Raw genomic sequence first — 17,915 nt, 5'->3', positions numbered from 1 at the left:
GTTCAAGCGTCCAGCCAGACCTGCTCGGCGAACATGTAACCCATGAAACCGCCGAGCGGGTTGCTGCCGTAGCCCTTGATCCGTTGATCGACGCCGTCGATGTTGCTGATGAACACCGGTATGCCGATGCCACAGTGGTCGTGCACCAGGGTCTGCATGTCCGCGTACATCTTGCCGCGCTTGGCATCGTCGGTTTCGCCGCGGGCGAGCATCAGCAACTGATCGAACTGCTCGTTCTTCCAGCCGGACTCGTTCCACGGCGCCTTCGACTGGAAGAACTGCGAGAACATCACGTCGGCGTTCGGCCGTGGGTTGATGTTGCCGAAGCTGATCGGGTGCTTCATCCAGTGGTTGGACCAGTAGCCGTCACTCGGCAGGCGCTTGACGTCGAGCTTGAGCCCGGCCTGTTTGGCCGACTGCTGCAACAGCACTGCGATATCCACGGAACCCGTTGCGGCAGGCGACGCAAACAGCTCCATGCTGATGTTTTCCATGCCCGCTTTTTTCAGCAGGAACTTGGCTTTTTCCGGGTCGTAGACCGTTTGTGGCAGGTCGCTGTTGTAGTAGCGCGAGCCGGGCGCGATCGGATGGTCGTTGCCGACCACGGCAAAGCCGCGGAATACCGCCGACTTGATCTGTTCGCGATCGAGCAGGTACTTCATCGCCTGGGTGAAATCGGCGTTCTGGCCGGGCATCTGATCCTGACGGATGATCAAATCAGTGTAGTTGCCCGACGGCGCATCAACGACCCGGTGCCTGGCGCTGGCCTTGATCCGGTCGGTGGAGCGCGGGTTGACCTCGTTGATCATGTGCACGTCGCCGGACAGCAGCGCGTTGACCCGCGACGGCTCGTCGCCAATGGCGATGAATTCGATTTCGTCGAGGTACGGCAGGCCTGGCTTCCAGTAACCGGTGTTGCGTGCGGCAACCGAACGTACACCCGGTTTGAACTCCTTGACCTTGAACGGTCCGGTGCCAATGCCCTGGTTGAAGTCGGTGGTGCCTTCGGGAACGATCAGCAGATGCGAGACGGCCAGAATCGACGGCAATTCGGCGTTTGGCGCAGTCAGGCGAATCTGTACTTCGTTGGTGCCGGTGGCCTTGATTTCGGCGAACTGCTCCATCAGCGGCATGACTTTGGAGCCGGTCAGCGGATCCTTGTGTCGTGACAGCGAGAACACCACGTCGGCCGCGCTGAGGGTTTTGCCGTTGTGAAAAGTCACGTCTTTGCGCAGGGTGATCGTCCACAACGTCGCGTCGGTGTTGTCGATGCGCTCGGCCAGTTCCAGTTGCGGTACCAGGTGCGCGTCGAAACGAGTCAGGCCGTTGTAGAACATGTAGTGCCGCACATAGTCGGTGGACAGCGCGCCTTTGGCCGGATCGAGGGTGTCGGCGGTGGAGCTGGACATGCCGGCGACGCGTATCCGCCCACCCTGCTTGCCTTTGCCCGGCGTCGCCGTATCGTCAGCCAACAGCTTGCCGGCGGCACCGAACAGGCTGCCGGCGCCGGCAGCCGCTACGCCGGCCACGCCGAGCATTTGTAACGCGTGACGGCGTGACATGCCGCGATTTAGGCCTTCGAACACCCGCAGGCTTTCTTCGCCTGAGATCAACGGTGAATCGTTCTTGTGATCAGTCATTTCAGTGCTACCTGTCGAAATCAAGAAGGCTCAAGTGTTCCGGTTGACCGGAACGTCCTGGAAACGCAAACGACGGTGAAGCCACAACATCAACTCAGTGCAAATAGTCCTGAAAGCGGTAGTAGGCGCCCACCAAAGGCAGGAACCACGGCTTGCCGAAATGCCCGGGGATCGCCGGCCAGTCGAGTTCACGCCAGGGGTTGGCCTCGGCATTGCCGGCCATCACGTCGGCCATGACCTGCCCCATGTGCACCGACATCTGCACGCCGTGGCCGCTGTAGCCCATCGAGTGGAACACGCCGCCGTGCTGGCCGGCTCGCGGCAAACGGTCGGAGGTCATGTCTACCAGGCCGCCCCAGCAGTAATCGATCCTGATGCCTGCCAGTTGCGGGAACATCTGGATCATTGCCGCCTGCAGCACCTTGCCGCTCTTGGCATCGTTGACACTGTCAGACATGGCAAACCGCGCACGCCCGCCAAACAGCAAGCGGTTGTCCGGGGTCAGGCGGAAGTAGTTACCGATCATTCGGCTGGTGACATAAGCGCGGCGTCCCGGCAGCAGCTGATCGATCAGCGCCTGAGGCAGAACCTCGGTGGCAATCACGAAACTGCCCACCGGCACAATCCGCCGCCGATACCAGCCCAGACCACCGTGCTGACAGGCGCCGGTCGCCAGCAGAACCTGCCCGGCGTGCAGCGAACCCTTGCTGGTGTTGACCTGATAACCGCCGGCGCGGGCTTTCCAGTCGAGCACCGAGGTGCCCTGATGAATCAGTGCGCCGTGACGCACCGCCGCTTCTGCCAGACCGACACCGAAACGGCCGACGTGCATCTGCACGCCATTGCGCTGCAGCAGGCCGCCATGGAACTGCGCAGAGTTGACTTCGGTGCGGGTCTGTTCGGCAGACAGCAATTCAACATCGGCATCGACTTCGTTACGAATCAGCTCGCAGGTGCGGGCCAACCCTTCGTAGTGCAGCGGTTTTGCCGCCAGTTTCAGCTTGCCGTTACGCAACAGGTCACAGGCGATCTGCTCCTGCTCAACCAGCGACACAACGCTTTGCACGGCACTTTCGTAAGCCTTGTAATAGGCTCTCGCCCGATCGGCACCGAGACTGGCGCTGAGGCTGGCGTAATCCTGCGCCATCCCCGTGTTGCACTGCCCGCCATTGCGTCCCGAAGCCTCGCCGATCACCCGCCCGGCTTCCAGCACCACCACACTGGCGCCCTTGAGCGCCAGGGCCCGGGCCGCCGCCAGCCCGGTGAAACCGCCACCGACGATGGCTACATCGACTTGCCCGGGCAAACCGCCGAGCTGTGCGCCGGTGAAGGCCGGTGCGCTGTCGAGCCAGTAGGATTCACTGCCCATGTTCAATCCCGCCTTTGCCAATGAGGATGTCGTTACAGGCCGACCAGCCCGGCCAGACCGCCGATGTCCGGGATCTGGTGGTAGCTGTAGAAGGCATTGCCCGGTACTTCGTGGCCGCGGGCGACGAAGGCCTTGTTCTTGATCTTCATGTCGTGGGCCGGCATCAGGTCGTAACGGAAGCTGGAGGACACATGCAAGATGTCTTCCGGGCCGCAGTTGAGGTTGTCGAGCATGTACTCGAACGCCGCCAGACGTGGTTTGTAGGCTTGTGCCTGTTCGGCCGTGAAGACCTTGTGAAAAGGTGCGCCGAGTTTTTCGACGTTGGACATGATCTGGCTGTTGCTGGCGTTGGAGAAAATCACCAGGGGAATCTTGTCGGCGATTTTCGACAGGCCGGCCGGTACGTCCGGGTGCGGACCCCAGGTCGGAACGGCGTCGTAATACAGCTGGCCTTCTTCGCGGTATTCGATTCCCCAGCGCTTGCAGGTACGCGCCAGAGCGGTCTTGAGAATCTCGTCATACGGCATCCAGTCGCCCATGACCTGGTCCAGGCGATAGGCCGAGAAATCCTTGACGAACTGATCCATCTGCTCGGCGGGTACGCGATCAGCGAAGAGTTCGCGGGTCATCGTGCCCATGTGGAAATTGGTCAGCGTTCCGTAGCAGTCGAAGGTAATGAATTTGGGGCGAAGAAAGCTCATTGAGTGCGTTCCTGAAGTTCGTTGAGGTCAATGGCGCTACAAGCATTTGCCTGGATTGCGCAGTAGCGATGCAACGCTGCAGCACACCGTCATTACAACACCGTGAAATCAGCAGATGGCGTTAAAAGCGACCTCCGTTCGATACAAATCACCGTTTTGCTCACGCTGCTCAGCAGACTTTGCGGTGCGCTCCAGCCTTGGGCAAAGCCCCGGTTTATGCGCTCTTATGGACCTGTATCAGCCGCTGTGGATTTCGGATATCGACTTTGCCCGCAGAAACTGCGCCCCCTCGCAGGAGCGTGTCGGTTGCTGCGGCACACGTCGGTCCGGTTCTGAATTGAAGTGATTGAAGGCACATCCTGCGCCTTGAACGACAAGGCTCGGTACAAGCCTTTTATAGGGTAAAAAAGCCCAAGCATTTGCTGCCGGCACAAGGCCGCAATTAAGTAGTAAGTGTGGTCTTCGGGACTGTGCTTCGCGGAATCTGCCGAATATTCCCTCCCCCCTTGTCAGGCTTTCATCCAGATGGGATACAGGCGTCATCTCGCCGGAAAAAACGGCGTAAGCGCACACTCTTTATCGGAGAATCGCCATGTCTACCCCGCGTCCGTCCTACGTCTATCGGCCGATGACTGCCGACGACCTGCCCAAGGCCCATGCACTGTCCGTGCAATTGAAGTGGCCCCATCGACTCGACGACTGGGCCATGCTGCAAAGGGTCAGCAAGGGCTTTGTCGTACTTGATGGCGAACGTTTGATCGGCACCGCGTTCGCCTGCCCGCAAGGTGATTTCACGACTATTGGCCTGGTCATTGTCAGTGACGATTACCAAGGCCAGGGCATCGGGCGAAAGCTCATGGAACACGCGCTGCAGGCTTGCCAGTCAAGCACGGCGATATTGAATGCAACCGTGGCCGGCGCACCGCTGTATGCCAGCCAGGGTTTTGTCGAGTTTGGCCGAATTCAGCAGCATCAGGGCCAGGTGCAAGCTGCCCTGCCCGGGCCATTGGCAGACGGTGAAGAATGCCGCCCACTGCGCGAAGCGGATCATGCGCGGGTGCTGGAACTGGCCAATGCCGGGAGCGGACTGGATCGGCAAGCGGTGCTCACCGATCTGTTCGCTGTCGTCGAGCATTCGGTGGGCATCGTGCGCGACGGTCAGTTGCGCGCCTTCGCCCTGCTGCGCCCGTTCGGTCGCGGTCGTTGCATCGGCCCATTGATCGCCGAAAACCTTGAGCAGGCCCAACACCTGATCACGACATTGCTGGCCAAGGTACCGGACGCCTTTGTGCGCATCGATATTCCAGCGGATTGTGGTCTGGCCGATTGGCTGGAAGGCGCCGGCCTGAAAAAGGTCGACACCGTGGCACAAATGTCCCGCGGTCCGGCACCGCAAGCAAGCAACGGCGTTCGGCAGTTTGCCCTGGTCACTCAAGCCATTGGCTGATCATCGGGTTTGAACTCGTCCCTGCCCAAAAAATCTCTCAATAACTGGAGCGTCACCCGTATGTTCGAACCTTGCATCATGCTGTTGGCTCGCGCCGATGGCAGTCGCGTCGACACCTCTTTCAAACAGCAATCCTTGAACGCTGCCGACCCCTTCTCGACCGGACGTCAGATCGCCTGGTCAGGGAGCGACGGTGCGTCTGCCGGCATCGTCGAAGCAGGCGAAAGCCTTGATATCAAGGACTTCCCGCACACCGAGGTGATCGTGGTTCATGCGGGGCACGTGACGTTGAAAACCCGGGAGCGGACACTGGTACTGGCCGTCGGCGCCAGCGCGGTCATCGGCCGGGGCACGGACGTGCGGATCGAAGCACAGACCGGCACCCGGTGGGCGTTTTGCGCCATGGCCACCCAAGGCGCGACGCCTGGCCTGACCTTGCTCGACCCGCTGGCGCACCTGTCTCCCTCCGCCGCGCCGGAACAACAGATTCTGATCGGTCCAACCCCGCAATGCCGGTCACGTAATGCCTTCGAAGATGCCACAACCGATCTGCGTGTCGGCGTGTGGGACTCGACGCCCTACGAACGTCACGGTCGCCCGCACAAGCTCAATGAGCTGATGTATCTGATCGAAGGAACCGTAACGTTGCAGACGTCTGAGGGGTTGAGCGTGACCGTCAATACCGGCGACAGCGTGTTTGTTGCGCGCGGTGCGCCGTGCGCCTGGAAAAGCACGCGCTATGTACGCAAAGTGTATGCGGTTAAATAGCGTCCGCCAGAAATAACAGTGTTATCACGCCCGTTCCAGCCAAGTCAGAGCGCCCCCCTTCAGGGGCGCCCGCGTTGTTATTCCCCAGGAACGTTCTCTCTGGAATTGGCCGAAACGAAGATATCTGCGCCCTGACCTACAACTGATCGACGTTGCGCGCAGCGACTGCCACGGTCGCCGGTGAATCGGAAAGCTTGACGAAGCTCCGAGTCGCGCCATCCAGTGCATCGATGCAACCCGCCTCGATGTCATAGACCCAGCCATGCAAATTCAAGCGTCCTTGCTCAAGCGCAAGCGCCACCGATGGATGAGTCCGCAAGTTCGCCAGTTGTGCGATCACGTTTTCACGAACCAGGCCATCCAGCTTGGCACGCGGCGTATCGAACTCATGCGCAGCATTGATCGCTTTCGCGGCGTCCGAATGGCGAAGCCAGTTTGCAACGGCCGGAAGGTGATCCAGACATGTGCAGCGTGAAATCGCGCCCATCGCTCCGCAATCCGAGTGGCCGCAGATCACGATGTCCCGTACACCGAGCACTGCAACCGCATATTCCACTGTGGCCGAAACACCGCCCGGTTCAGGACCATACGACGGCACAATGTTGCCGGCGTTGCGGATCACGAACAGCTCACCCGGTTCGCGCTGTGTGAGAAGTTCAGGTACTACACGACTGTCCGAGCATGTTACGAACAACGCCTTCGGGTTTTGCTCGGTCGCGAGCTGCCTGAAAAGCTCGACGCGTTGTGGATACACCTCGCGTTGAAAACGCAGAAAGCCATCAATAATGTCACGCATGGGGTTCTCCAAAGCCTAATTTCAGATGCCGAGACGAGTATTCGACATGCCTTTGCACCTCACTGAGTCGTCATTATCGCAGACGCCGCATGCGTTGATAGCATGCGGATTGCGCAGGAACAGTGTAAAAGCATCCGCCTCAGCCGCCTCCCCCCTCCAGCATCGGCTCCGACACACAGACCTTGCATTGCCCCTTGGCGAGGTCTGCCCTTCACTCCTTGGTCAGATCAACCAGCGGCGTCTGCCGCACTTCAGTTTCCCGCCCACCCTGAATCTCGCTCACCTGTTTCAAGGCCTTATCCACAGCCAGCTTATCCACCAACAAGCTGTAGCTGATGCGGAACTGCTTGTGTTCCTTCGGCCCAATTGTGGGTACCAGGTTCAGTGGCCGTTGATAACGGCGGTTGTAGGAAAAGCTTGTCCCCGGCTCCAGCCCCGTGACATACCCCTGGCCTTGGGTATCGGTGTTTTTCCATAGGGAAAACACCGGCAGTGTCTGAGTATTGAAGCCGACCGAAACGCCCAGGCTGCCGGCCTTGTTATGCAACACGGTCAGCGTATCGCCCTTGGCATCGGCATACGGCACTACGTTGTAAACCGTTTCATCGTAGTCCTTGGTCGGTGCGCGGTAGGTTTGCCATTCGGGCAGATCGCCCTTGGCCTTGTCGTTGAACGGCGACACCTGTTTCACCGGCGCGGCAAAACGAGCGCCTTGCTCCAGGAACGGGGTGCTGAAGTTACTGTGATACAGCGCCTGGTATTCCTTCGGATAGTCGCCGTTGTTGGTGAGCGTGTCGTTGAGCGCGAACACTACGCTGCCGGGTTCGGTGACCAGTTCGGTGGCGACGGAGAAGTCGACCTTCTTGAACGCCTGCTCTTTCAGTTCACCGCGCAGGGTGATGGCGTACGGTGGAGTTTCATCGATGTGCAGGGTGACTTTGTTCGCTGGAATGTTGGCGGCCCGACCGTGCAGGGTCAGCAGTTCGCCGTTGTCGACGCCGGGGTGGCCGACCCATTCGTATCCGCAGCGGGTGACCAGTTCATTGAAACCTTCCAGCCAGCCCAGACCGCCGCGGCCATTGAGTTCGATGAAGGACGGATTGACCACTTCCTTGACCGGCGAATCCCAGCCCATGCGCACATTGCCGACCGAAGCCTGCAAGACGTTCATTCCCCGTGTCGGCACTACCGAGAGTTTCATCGTGCCGTTATCGATGTCGACGATGCTGACGCCCTCCTGCCGACCGCCATGCAAGGTGCGCAGGGTAACGCTGAAGGGTTTGTCGGTTTTCAGGCCGAGTTGCTGGCTGGTGATCTGCCAGTTCTGGGCGGCTTTGTCGGTGTCGAGCAGAACGTAATCCCAGGCCATGGCGTGGGAGGCAGCGGACAGTGTGCTGAGGGCAACGACGAGTTTGAGCGGGGTCATGGCAGTAGCCTTTTTTGGAGTTGTGCCATTTTTATAAACGCGATGAAACGTTTCAGCAAGCTTGAAAAGTGCCACAACACCGGTAATACCAACAAAGACTTGGGCCAAATCGCAATATCGAGTCGATCCAATGCCGCAAATCCGCCGCTTCAGTCGGCGCTGGCCCGTCGCCAATCAGGCGCGCGATTTAGCTGTTTACACACTGCATTCAAAATTAGTGATTTAACTAGGTAGTTACCTAACGATATAATGCCCGCCTCATTTCAACGGGACATTCAACGTGAAGCAGAGTCAACGCCTCTCGGGCATATCAACATTCATTCTGGTCGGGCTCGGGGTGATCATCGCCCTGCTCGGCCTGGCACTGGCCGCTGGCGGTGTGAAATTGGTCAGCCTGGGAGGCTCCTGGTACTTCCTGGTGGGTGGTCTGGCGATGGCTGTCTCCGGTCTGCTGATTGCGCGGCGCAAGCCTGCCGGTGCCTGGCTGTTCGCGGCGTTTCTGGTTGGAACCGCCATCTGGGCCGTGATCGATGCAGGGCTGGTGTTCTGGCCGGTGTTCTCGCGCCTGTTCATGTTCAGCGCCGTGGGGCTGGTGGTTGCGCTGGTCTATCCGCTGCTCAAACGCGCCAATGGTGACGTTGCAGGTCGCGGCGCTTACGGCGTTGCGGCTGTTCTGGCGGTTGGACTCGCGGTAGCTGCCGGCAACATGTTCGTCGCGCACCCGACCGTCGCCCCTACCGGCACCGGCCCGGGCCTCACACCGGTTGAGCCGGAAAAGGCGCAGAAAGACTGGGCGCATTACGGCAATACCGAAGGTGGCAGCCGCTTCGCTGCGCTGGACCAGATCAACCGCAGCAACGTCGACAAGTTGAAAGTCGCGTGGACCTACCACACCGGCGACATCGCCGAGAGCGACGGTAATGGCGCCGAAGACCAGCTCACCCCGCTGCAGATCGGCAACAAAGTATTTATCTGCACCCCGCACAACAACCTGATTGCGCTGGATGCCGACACCGGTAAAGAACTCTGGAAAAACGCGATCAACGCCAAGTCCAAAGTCTGGCAGCGTTGCCGTGGCATGGCCTACTTCGATGCCAGCGCAGCCGTCGCCAAAACGGCCAGCTCGCCGGTAACCGACACGCCGACCGCTCCCGTCGCCAATTGCACGCGCCGTCTGCTGACCAACACCATCGACGCCCGTCTGATTGCAGTCGATGCCGCCACCGGCGAGTTCTGCCAGGGTTTCGGCAACAACGGCCAGGTTGATCTGAAGGCCGGTCTGGGTGATGTCCCGGACAGCTACTATCAACTGTCCTCCGCGCCGCTGATGGCTGGCACGACCGTGGTCGTTGGCGGTCGCGTGGCGGATAACGTGCAGACCGACATGCCGGGCGGCGTGATCCGTGGCTTCGACGTGATGACCGGCGCCATGCGCTGGGCGTTCGACCCGGGCAACCCGCAGGATAAAAAGGCACCTGCCGACGGCAAGACCTATGTTCGCAGCACGCCGAACAGCTGGGCGCCGATGTCTTACGACCCGGCAACCAACACCGTATTCCTGCCGATGGGCAGTTCTTCCACCGACATCTACGGCGTGGAACGCAGCAAACTCGATCACACCTACGGCGCGTCGATCCTGGCGCTGGACGCCAACAGCGGCGAAGAAAAGTGGGTGTACCAGACCGTGCACAACGACCTCTGGGACTTCGACCTGCCGATGCAACCAAGCCTGATCGACTTCACCAAGGACGGCAAAACCGTGCCGGCGCTGGTGATCGGCACCAAGGCCGGGCAGATCTACGTGCTGGATCGCGCCACCGGCAAACCGTTGACCGAAGTGAAAGAAGTGCCGGTCAAGGCAGCCAATATCCCCAACGAGCCGTACTCGCCGACCCAGCCAAAATCGGTGGGCATGCCGCAGATCGGTGCCCAGCACCTGACCGAGTCGGACATGTGGGGCGCTACGCCGTACGACCAGTTGCTGTGCCGGATCGACTTCAAGTCGATGCGTTACGACGGTCTGTACACCGCGCCAGGCACTGACAAATCCCTGAGCTTCCCGGGTTCGCTGGGTGGCATGAACTGGGGCAGCATCTCCACTGACCCGGTGCACGGTTTCATCTTCGTCAACGACATGCGTCTGGGCCTGTGGATTCAGATGATTCCGTCGCAGAACAAGGCTCAGGCCTCTTCCGGTGGCGAAGCGCTGAACACCGGAATGGGCGCGGTGCCACTGAAAGGCACGCCTTACGCCGTGAACAAGAACCGCTTCCTGTCGGTCGCCGGCATTCCGTGCCAGGCCCCGCCGTTCGGTACGCTGACGGCTATCGACATGAAAACCCGGAAAGTCGCCTGGCAGGTTCCGGTCGGCACCGTTGAAGACACCGGCCCGCTCGGCATCCGCATGCACCTGCCGATCAAGATCGGTCTGCCAACCCTCGGCGGCACGCTGTCGACCCAGGGCGGCCTGATCTTCATCGCCGGCACCCAGGATTTCTACCTGCGCGCTTACAACAGCAACAACGGTGAAGAAATCTGGAAAGCCCGCCTGCCGGTCGGCAGCCAGGGTGGCCCGATGACGTATGTGTCGCCGAAAACCGGCAAACAGTACGTGGTCATCACCGCCGGTGGCGCCCGTCAGTCGACCGATCGTGGCGACTACGTAATGGCTTACGCCCTGCCGTAAGCCACTGCGCCCTCCTTCACGTTCTTGTGCGCGACACCTTCGGGTGTCGCGTCGTTTCATGTCCCCAACTCTGGATTTCAGCAATGTCATTCGTTGTTCGTTTTTCCCACACCGGCATCTTCACCGGCGTGCTGTTCGGTATCACCTGTAGCGCCGCCCTGCCCGCTTTCGCTGACACCGATTCGAACGTCTTCACCCGCAATACCCTGACCGGCGACTGGGGTGGCCTGCGCCACCAGTTCGACGAAGACGGCGTCAAGTTCACCGGCGATTACACCGGCGAAACCGCCTACAACGCCGACGGCGGCAAGCACCGCTCAGCCCGTTACTCACAGAACATCAAGCTCGGCGCGCAATTTGATCTGAGCAAAATCTATGGCGTGGACAACGCCGGCAAGGTCCAGCTGACCATCAACGACCGTCGCGGCAACAGCGCCTCGCAAGATCTGGTCGGCAACCGTCTGCCGATCCAGGAAAACTACGGCGGCCTCTACACGCGTCTGACTGAACTGAGTTACGAGCGCACGCTGTTCACACCGGCGCTGAACGTCAAACTCGGCTACATGGCCATGGGCAACGACCTCGGCGGCCTCGACAGCGGCATTCTCTGCAACTTCATGAACGCCGGCTTCTGCGGCCATCCGCTGAACATGTCCGGCGGCAGCGGCTGGACCAACTATCCCAACGCGCACTTGGGCGTGCGGGTGAAATACGACCTGTCGCCGGAATGGCAACTGCGCGTCGCCGCGTTCAACGTCGATCCCGAAAGCAACGGCAACTCCAGCCGCGCCTGGCACCTGGGGCCGAAACACACCACCGGCACCGTGGTGCCTGTCGAACTGGTCTACAAACACGCGGGCACGCTGCCCGGCGAGTACAAGCTCGGTTATTACTACGACAGCTCCGACGTGAAACGCATCGGCAGTGACAAGGAAGTGTCCGGTCGCGGCGGCCATTACCTGCTCATTGATCAGGCGGTGTGGAGTTCGCCAACGTCGGAGGGCCGCAGCCTGCACGCTTTCGGTCAATACTCGGCGGCCAGCGAAGCGGCTTCGCCGTTCAGCAAGTGGTATGGCGCCGGGGTGGTCCTGTACAAACCGTTCGAAGGCCGCCCGCGTGACACCGTCGCACTGGGCTACGGTCGCGCCGTGCAAAACCCGCGCAGTCGCGACGTGCAACAAGACGCCGCGCTGGCCAACGGCACACCGCTCTCCAATATCGACGGCGCTGAACAGCTGATCGAACTCGGTTACGGCTACCAGGCCACGCCATGGCTGACCCTGCGACCGAACCTGCAGTACATCATCGAGCCGGGCGCGTTTTCCGGGCAGGACATCGATAATGCACTGGTGTTTGGACTGCAGGTGAAAGCAAGTCTCTGACCTCGCCGCTGTCAGCGCAACGTTACTTTGCGGGCCACGACATACGACTGACTCAAGTCCGTGGCCCAACCGTCGAGCACGCCTTTGACGTTCTCCGCGGTCATCACCTGTTTGTCGTTTTCCAGCGGCACGCCCATGCCCTTGCGAACGACTTTCGCCACCACCTCGCCGGTGGATCCATCCTCGATCGACACTTCCGTGGCGATCTCACTGTCCTGATCACGAATGCCCGCAGCCGTACTCACTCCGGCCGCAACCAGCGTGATCGGCAGCCATTCGTAGTACCGCAGGCTCTGGGTGCTGGCGGCGACTTGCGTGATGGCTGGCCGCACAACCAGCGTGTTCGGGCCGGGCCCGGATGCCAGCGGCAGCGTTTTGCCCAGTTCCTGCCTGAGGGCTGCGTCGTAGTAGCGGGTCACACCTGACAAGGTGCTCTGCGGAATCCGCCCCGTGGGCTGGACCTGCGGATAGAACTGGCTCGGCGCCAGGTAAATCCGTGTGTAACGCCCCTTCGCCAACGCCGGGCTGACCCAACTCAGAATCGTCTGTCCCGACGGCGTCTGCTGCTCCTTCAACATGCTGTAGTCGTTGAGAAACCCGGAATACAGTTCAGGCTCGACTTTTTTACTGCTGCAGGCCGACAGGCTCAAAGTCGCTGCAAACAACAACGCCAGCGAATGACTGTTTCTCATCAATGCGCTTCCCCAGCGGTCTGAACCTGGCCGAACGGGGTATTTTCAGAACACTCGATGCGCAACTGGCCATGGGTCATGATCCAGTGAATGAATTCGGCCGTGGGAATCGTGTGGATGTATTCCACCCAATGACTGTCGGTCGGGCTGAAGCGCTCGAAGTAGCGGCGCATGACGAGTTGGCTTTGATCCGGAGCGATCCCCAGGCAGGTTTCCTGGAAAAAGATCGGCGCGTTGAGAACGCTGCTTGTGGTGCGCTGGGTCAGGATCAATGGGCGCACGGCGCCATGACTCTGAGTGGAATAAGCGCTTTTCATATCCTTCATATGAACCCCCTTGGATGGAATGCCGGCAGAGTGCCCGAGGTTTTTTGCCCGACGATGTCCGGCTGATGTCCGAGCTGAAGGAATGTTGCTCGATTGAAATAAATGACCCTGGCCACGAAATGGTTTTAGATGCCCTCTTTTGGGTACATGGGTCCTGCAAACGTGAGCAGATTGCTGATCGTCGACGACGACGTGGAAATTCTGTCCCTGCTGAAGAAGTTTTTCGTTCAGCACGCCTACGAGGTCGATGTGGCACCGGATGGCCAGGCCATGTGGGCCGCCATCGAACAGGCGCGACCGGACACGATCATTCTCGACTTGATGCTGCCGGGTGAAGGCGGTTTGAGCCTGTGCCAGAAAATCCGTGCGCAGAGGGGGATCCCGATCATCATGCTGACGGCCATGGCTGAACTGAGCGACCGGATTGTCGGTCTGGAACTGGGGGCCGATGATTACCTGACCAAACCCTTCGCCCCCCAGGAATTGCTGGCCCGGGTGCGCGCCCTGCAACGTCGCGCCGGCGAGCAAAGTCATCCCGCCAGCGAACCGACCCGTCCGGTCATGACCTTCGCCGGTTGGCACCTGGACATCACGTGCCGCGAACTGCGCTCGCCCGACGGTGTGATGATCCCGATGTCCGGCGGAGAATTCGACCTGCTGCTGGTTTTTCTCGAGCATCCCCAACGCATCTTGACCCGTGAGCAACTGATCGACCTGACCCACGGCAAGGGCCACGATGCGTTTGATCGCAGCATCGACGTGCAGGTCAGCCGGCTGCGACGCAAGATCGAACCGGACAGCAAACGCCCGGACCTGATCCGTACCGTGCGCAACGGCGGTTATATGTTCACGGTCAAGGTCAGCCGCTCATGATCGGTCGAATCCTGCCGCGCGACACCCTCAGTCGCCGGATCGCCCTGACGATCATTGCGGCCATGCTCGCCTCGCTGATTCTCAATGCCCTGTTCGTGCAGGTGGCAGGCACCTGGGCCCGTCCCCCCATCGAACGCACCGGACTACTGGAACGGATTGCGGCGAGCACTCGCGTGATCGAGGCGGCCCCCGCTCAATTACGCCCTCAGCTGGCAAACGCGGCCAGCAGTTCGACGCTTGAGGTGTTATGGAGTGCGCAACGCAGCCAGTTCAATCTGCCCGGGGACGGCGAACCGGTCGAGACCGGCAAGGTTCCTGCGCTGCGGCAATTGCTCGGCGATGACCGGGAAATCGAAGTATTCAACCCCGACGACTGGCCACCAGGCAGTGCGCAGGCTCATTACGTCGCCCTCGTGCCTCTGGCCGATGGCAGCTGGCTGACATTCACGCCACCGGAACGCAGCTGGGGACTGAGCCTGGATGCCCGGATCGCGGTCATCATCGCGTTGGGCCTGGTCGCCACGTTGCTGGTCGCCTGGATTGCCACGCGCCAACTGGCCAATCCGCTGCAGCGTTTTGCCGGCGCCGCGAGGCGGTTTGGCAAAGATTTGAACGCGCCCCCCATCGATATCGAAGGCCCCCACGAGATCCGTCAGGCGATCATCGCCTTCAACACGATGCAGGCGCAGATCCAGCACTTCATCGGTGAGCGAACTCACATGCTTGCCTCGATTTCCCATGACTTGCGCGCGCCATTGACCCGGATGCGCCTGCGCAGTGAGTTCATGGAAGACTTGGACAATCAGCAGAAAATGATTCGCGACATCGAAGAAATGCAATCGATGATCAACGCCGCGCTGGCGTTTTTCCGTGAAGGCACACGGCTTGAACAACCGACGGCGTTCGATTTGTCGGAGTTGCTGCAAACCATCCTCGACGACTACCGCGACCAGAACGTCCTCATCGACTTCAACGGCCCGGCCCATCTGGTCTATGACGGCCGGCCGCTGAGCCTGAAGCGGGTGATCGTCAACCTGCTGGAAAACGCCGTGAAATACGCCGAGCGCCCGCACATCGCGCTGAGTCGCAACACACGCTCCATCTGCATCGAAATCTGCGACGAGGGCCCGGGCATTCCCGAGGACGCGCTGCAACGGGTGTTCGACCCGTTCTTGCGCCTCGAAACCTCGCGCAACCGTGAAACCGGCGGCGTCGGCCTCGGCCTATCGGCGGCCCGGGCGATCGTGCGTGAACAGGGTGGAGAACTGACCTTGAGCAATCGCAAGGGCTCGGGGCTGGTGGCGAGGGTCGAGTTGCCGGTTGTCGATTGACACAGCACACCCGCTCAATCATTCAGAGGCAACCGGCACCACAATCCGGCGACATTCCATTTACGCCGGTCACTGACACATGAAAGGATTTCCGCCCTCGGGCATCACACTCGCGTTGCTGCTCGGTGGTGCCGTCAACACAGCCCTGGCCAGCGGTTTTCTGGATGACGCCAAAGGCGAAGTGCTCAGCCGCAATTTCTTTCTGAGCAACGACTACCGCTCGCCCTCGCCCAGTGGCAAGAACTACAAACAGGAATGGGCTCAAGGCTTTATCGGCACCTTCTCATCCGGTTTCACCGAAGGAACAGTCGGTTTTGGCCTCGATGCCCATGCCTTTTATGGCTTGAAACTGGACGGTGGCCGGGGACATTCCGGCACCGGTCTGTTGCCGGTGGACAGCGAAGGTCGCAGCGAAAGCGACTACTCCAGCGCGGGCGGGGCACTCAAGTTGAAGGCCTCGCGCACCACCCTCGCCTTCGGCGAAATGACCGTCGAGACGCCAGTGTTCGACACCTCGGACAAACGCCTGCAACCGGAGTACGCCACCGGGTTTCTGCTCAACAGCCGTGAAATCGACAACGTCAATCTGGTGGCCGGGCATTTCACCGCGTTCAAGAATCAGGACAGTTCTTCCGGCCAAGGCGATTTTCAGGGCTACGGCGCCAGTACAAAGGCCGGCGGAATCAGCTTCATCGGCGCAGACCTGTTCAGTGAAAGCCCTGTAGGTGGCGCGCTATACGCGTCCGACTTGAGCGAAACCTGGCACCAGTACTACGCCAACCTGCATTTCAAACAGTCCGGCGTGCTGCTCGATGCCAACGTCTACCACACCCGCGACACCGGGCAGGCACTGGCCGGTGAAATCGACAACACCGCGTTCAGCCTCTCGGGCAAATACGCCTTCGGCCCGCACGCGGTGATGCTTGGCTGGCAACGGATCAACGGTGACACACCGTTCGATTTCGTCGGCGGCGACTCGATCTACCTCGCCAACTCGATCAAATACGCCGACTTCAACGGCGCCCACGAGCGCTCATGGCAAGCCCGCTACGATCTGGATCTCGGTGCGTTCGGCATTCCCGGCCTGAATTTCATGACCCGCTACGTCTCCGGCAGCCACATCGACGGTACCCACGCGCCCAAGGGCGGCGCCTACAATCCGTTCGACCCGGACAGCGGTCAATACCAACCACAGCAAGGGGATGGCGGCAAACACTGGGAGCGCGACATCGATCTTCGCTACATCGTCCAGTCCGGTGCCGCCAAGGATCTTTCCGTTCAGCTGTCCCACGTCTCGCACCGGGCCAACAGTGCTCAGGCGGGGGATGACATTGACCGGATCTATGTGGTGATTCAGTACCCGCTCACGTTCTGAAAACGGTTGATCAACAGCTACCCTAGCGAGCCGAGGGATCCACCGCGCCATAGGCGTTGAATACCGCGTACTTTTCGAGTTCAGACTGAGTCAGTCTATGTATGGATGTCGAGTCCACCTCCAGACTGTCACTGAGAAGGCGTAGGTGAATCTCGGCTTCATCGGAGCCTTCCAGCATTTTTCGATAGTCCGAAGTGGAAACATAGGGCCAGAATTCGTTGACTTTGAACCGACATACGCAAAAGTCCAACGGAACCCCTGAACTGTGAACTCCAATATTGAAATCACTTCCAAGTGCGGTTCTTGTTTTGCCCATCACCAAGAGATACGGGCAGGCGGATTGGCATTCAACGTTGGAAACATCTATTCCACCCTCGAGTTTGTAATGCTCGGCCATACACGTATTCAAGTTATTGGACTTTATCCAGCGTCCTATACGTGTTGCGACCCCGGCACTGCCACCGGGGCTGCCGAAACACACTGTATCGAATGTCTCCTTTTCAGCCAGTTGTTCGATTGCTTTAACGGTACCGTCGTCAATGGCCCCCAAAATGATCAAGACATTCTTCTTGCAGGTACTGTTTTCCTTGTTGCAGGCCTCACCGAGCATGGCCTTCTTGACCACTTTTGATTTATCGACGGTTTCAAGCGTGTCGTTTGGAAAGATCGAACGCCATACCATCGGCACGTTTGTACAAACAAAGAGCATGACTGCGGACAGCGCAATCGCTACGCCAATGGCGGCTCCCAATCGGATCAATATTTTTTTTAGCAAAACAGTCATCCCTGAAGTTGTTTTTTCATGCCGAAATAGTCTTTACGCAGCACTGCGCTGGCACAAGTGAAATGGGTCGAAAATGCAGGAAACAGGAAAAAGCCTTCCAAAGAAAGGCGGTGCAATCCCTCGGATGATGTCACATTGATGGCACGCTGTAAAATCGCGCTTATGCACTCATGAGCGCACATCCGATCAAAAACATCAGGTATCAAACAGCAGGAATTGGCGGAAGGCAGCCGGAGTCGAACCTGCCCGGGAACGGATGCCGTCCCCAACCGGGTTTGAAGCCCGGCCGCGCCACCGGGCGCGATTGCCTTCCTTGAAC

The 17,915-nt window shown here is 59.8% G+C and carries 15 protein-coding genes and 1 tRNA gene; 7 read left to right on the top strand and 9 right to left on the bottom strand.

The window, feature by feature from the left end:
• Nucleotides 1–2: 2 nt before the first annotated feature.
• The 3 genes from NE357_RS14235 to NE357_RS14225 form a co-directional block, all read right to left on the bottom strand.
• Complete coding sequence (locus NE357_RS14235) at nucleotides 3–1,640, bottom strand: ABC transporter substrate-binding protein (protein WP_169430410.1); 1,638 nt, start codon at nucleotides 1,638–1,640, stop codon at nucleotides 3–5.
• Nucleotides 1,641–1,734: 94 nt separating this feature from the next.
• Nucleotides 1,735–3,009 (bottom strand): NAD(P)/FAD-dependent oxidoreductase, encoded by a 1,275-nt coding sequence (locus NE357_RS14230; protein WP_169430409.1) that lies wholly within the window; start codon nucleotides 3,007–3,009, stop codon nucleotides 1,735–1,737.
• A gap of 32 nt (nucleotides 3,010–3,041) precedes the next feature.
• Nucleotides 3,042–3,710, bottom strand: a complete 669-nt coding sequence (locus NE357_RS14225; protein WP_085730903.1) for a haloacid dehalogenase type II — start codon at nucleotides 3,708–3,710, stop codon at nucleotides 3,042–3,044.
• Between the two features lie 592 nt (nucleotides 3,711–4,302).
• Here NE357_RS14225 and NE357_RS14220 point away from each other — a divergent pair.
• Entirely contained in the window at nucleotides 4,303–5,157 is an 855-nt protein-coding gene (locus NE357_RS14220; RefSeq protein ID WP_169430408.1) for a GNAT family N-acetyltransferase, read from the top strand.
• A gap of 60 nt (nucleotides 5,158–5,217) precedes the next feature.
• Nucleotides 5,218–5,925, top strand: coding sequence for a cupin domain-containing protein (locus NE357_RS14215; protein WP_169430407.1), 708 nt, complete (start codon nucleotides 5,218–5,220; stop codon nucleotides 5,923–5,925).
• Nucleotides 5,926–6,061: 136 nt separating this feature from the next.
• On the opposite strand, the gene NE357_RS14210 is transcribed toward NE357_RS14215, so the two are convergent.
• Entirely contained in the window at nucleotides 6,062–6,721 is a 660-nt protein-coding gene (locus NE357_RS14210) for a carbonic anhydrase (RefSeq protein WP_169430406.1), read from the bottom strand.
• Between the two features lie 211 nt (nucleotides 6,722–6,932).
• A complete protein-coding gene (locus NE357_RS14205) occupies nucleotides 6,933–8,147 on the bottom strand; it encodes an aldose 1-epimerase family protein (RefSeq protein WP_169430405.1) in 1,215 nt (404 codons plus the stop codon).
• 280 nt (nucleotides 8,148–8,427) lie between these two features.
• Between NE357_RS14205 and NE357_RS14200 the strand changes: the two genes are divergently transcribed.
• Together NE357_RS14200 and NE357_RS14195 are read left to right on the top strand one after the other, a co-directional pair.
• Nucleotides 8,428–10,833 carry a glucose/quinate/shikimate family membrane-bound PQQ-dependent dehydrogenase gene (locus tag NE357_RS14200; protein ID WP_169430404.1) on the top strand — a complete coding sequence of 802 codons (2,406 nt, stop codon included), beginning with the start codon at nucleotides 8,428–8,430 and terminating at the stop codon, nucleotides 10,831–10,833.
• Between the two features lie 83 nt (nucleotides 10,834–10,916).
• Complete coding sequence (locus tag NE357_RS14195) at nucleotides 10,917–12,215, top strand: carbohydrate porin (protein WP_169430403.1); 1,299 nt, start codon at nucleotides 10,917–10,919, stop codon at nucleotides 12,213–12,215.
• A gap of 11 nt (nucleotides 12,216–12,226) precedes the next feature.
• Here NE357_RS14195 and NE357_RS14190 read toward each other — a convergent pair whose 3' ends face one another.
• The gene (locus NE357_RS14190; RefSeq protein ID WP_169430402.1) at nucleotides 12,227–12,907 is read right to left on the bottom strand and encodes a DUF3313 domain-containing protein; all 681 of its coding nucleotides are present in this window, start codon (nucleotides 12,905–12,907) and stop codon (nucleotides 12,227–12,229) included.
• Nucleotides 12,907–13,233 carry a hypothetical protein gene (locus tag NE357_RS14185; RefSeq protein WP_169430401.1) on the bottom strand — a complete coding sequence of 109 codons (327 nt, stop codon included), beginning with the start codon at nucleotides 13,231–13,233 and terminating at the stop codon, nucleotides 12,907–12,909. The genes NE357_RS14190 and NE357_RS14185 overlap by 1 nt, the downstream gene beginning before the upstream one ends.
• 147 nt (nucleotides 13,234–13,380) lie before the next feature.
• Here NE357_RS14185 and NE357_RS14180 point away from each other — a divergent pair, with 147 nt between their 5' ends.
• From NE357_RS14180 to NE357_RS14170, 3 genes are all read left to right on the top strand, one after another.
• Entirely contained in the window at nucleotides 13,381–14,106 is a 726-nt protein-coding gene (locus NE357_RS14180; RefSeq protein WP_169430400.1) for a response regulator, read from the top strand.
• A complete protein-coding gene (locus tag NE357_RS14175) occupies nucleotides 14,103–15,437 on the top strand; it encodes an ATP-binding protein (protein WP_169430399.1) in 1,335 nt (444 codons plus the stop codon). The genes NE357_RS14180 and NE357_RS14175 overlap by 4 nt, the downstream gene beginning before the upstream one ends.
• 79 nt (nucleotides 15,438–15,516) lie before the next feature.
• Nucleotides 15,517–16,812 carry an OprD family porin gene (locus NE357_RS14170; protein ID WP_169430398.1) on the top strand — a complete coding sequence of 432 codons (1,296 nt, stop codon included), beginning with the start codon at nucleotides 15,517–15,519 and terminating at the stop codon, nucleotides 16,810–16,812.
• Between the two features lie 22 nt (nucleotides 16,813–16,834).
• Here the strand turns inward: NE357_RS14170 and NE357_RS14165 are convergent, their stop codons facing one another.
• Entirely contained in the window at nucleotides 16,835–17,596 is a 762-nt protein-coding gene (locus tag NE357_RS14165) for a hypothetical protein (protein WP_169430397.1), read from the bottom strand.
• A 217-nt stretch (nucleotides 17,597–17,813) separates the two neighbouring features.
• Nucleotides 17,814–17,909: transfer RNA gene (locus NE357_RS14160), tRNA-Sec, on the bottom strand.
• Nucleotides 17,910–17,915 lie beyond the last annotated feature (6 nt).

The organism is Pseudomonas sp. G7(2022) (genome assembly GCF_052660475.1).
The sequence above is the reverse complement of the archived record's forward strand: the minus strand, read 5'-3'. Positions and strand labels throughout refer to the sequence as shown.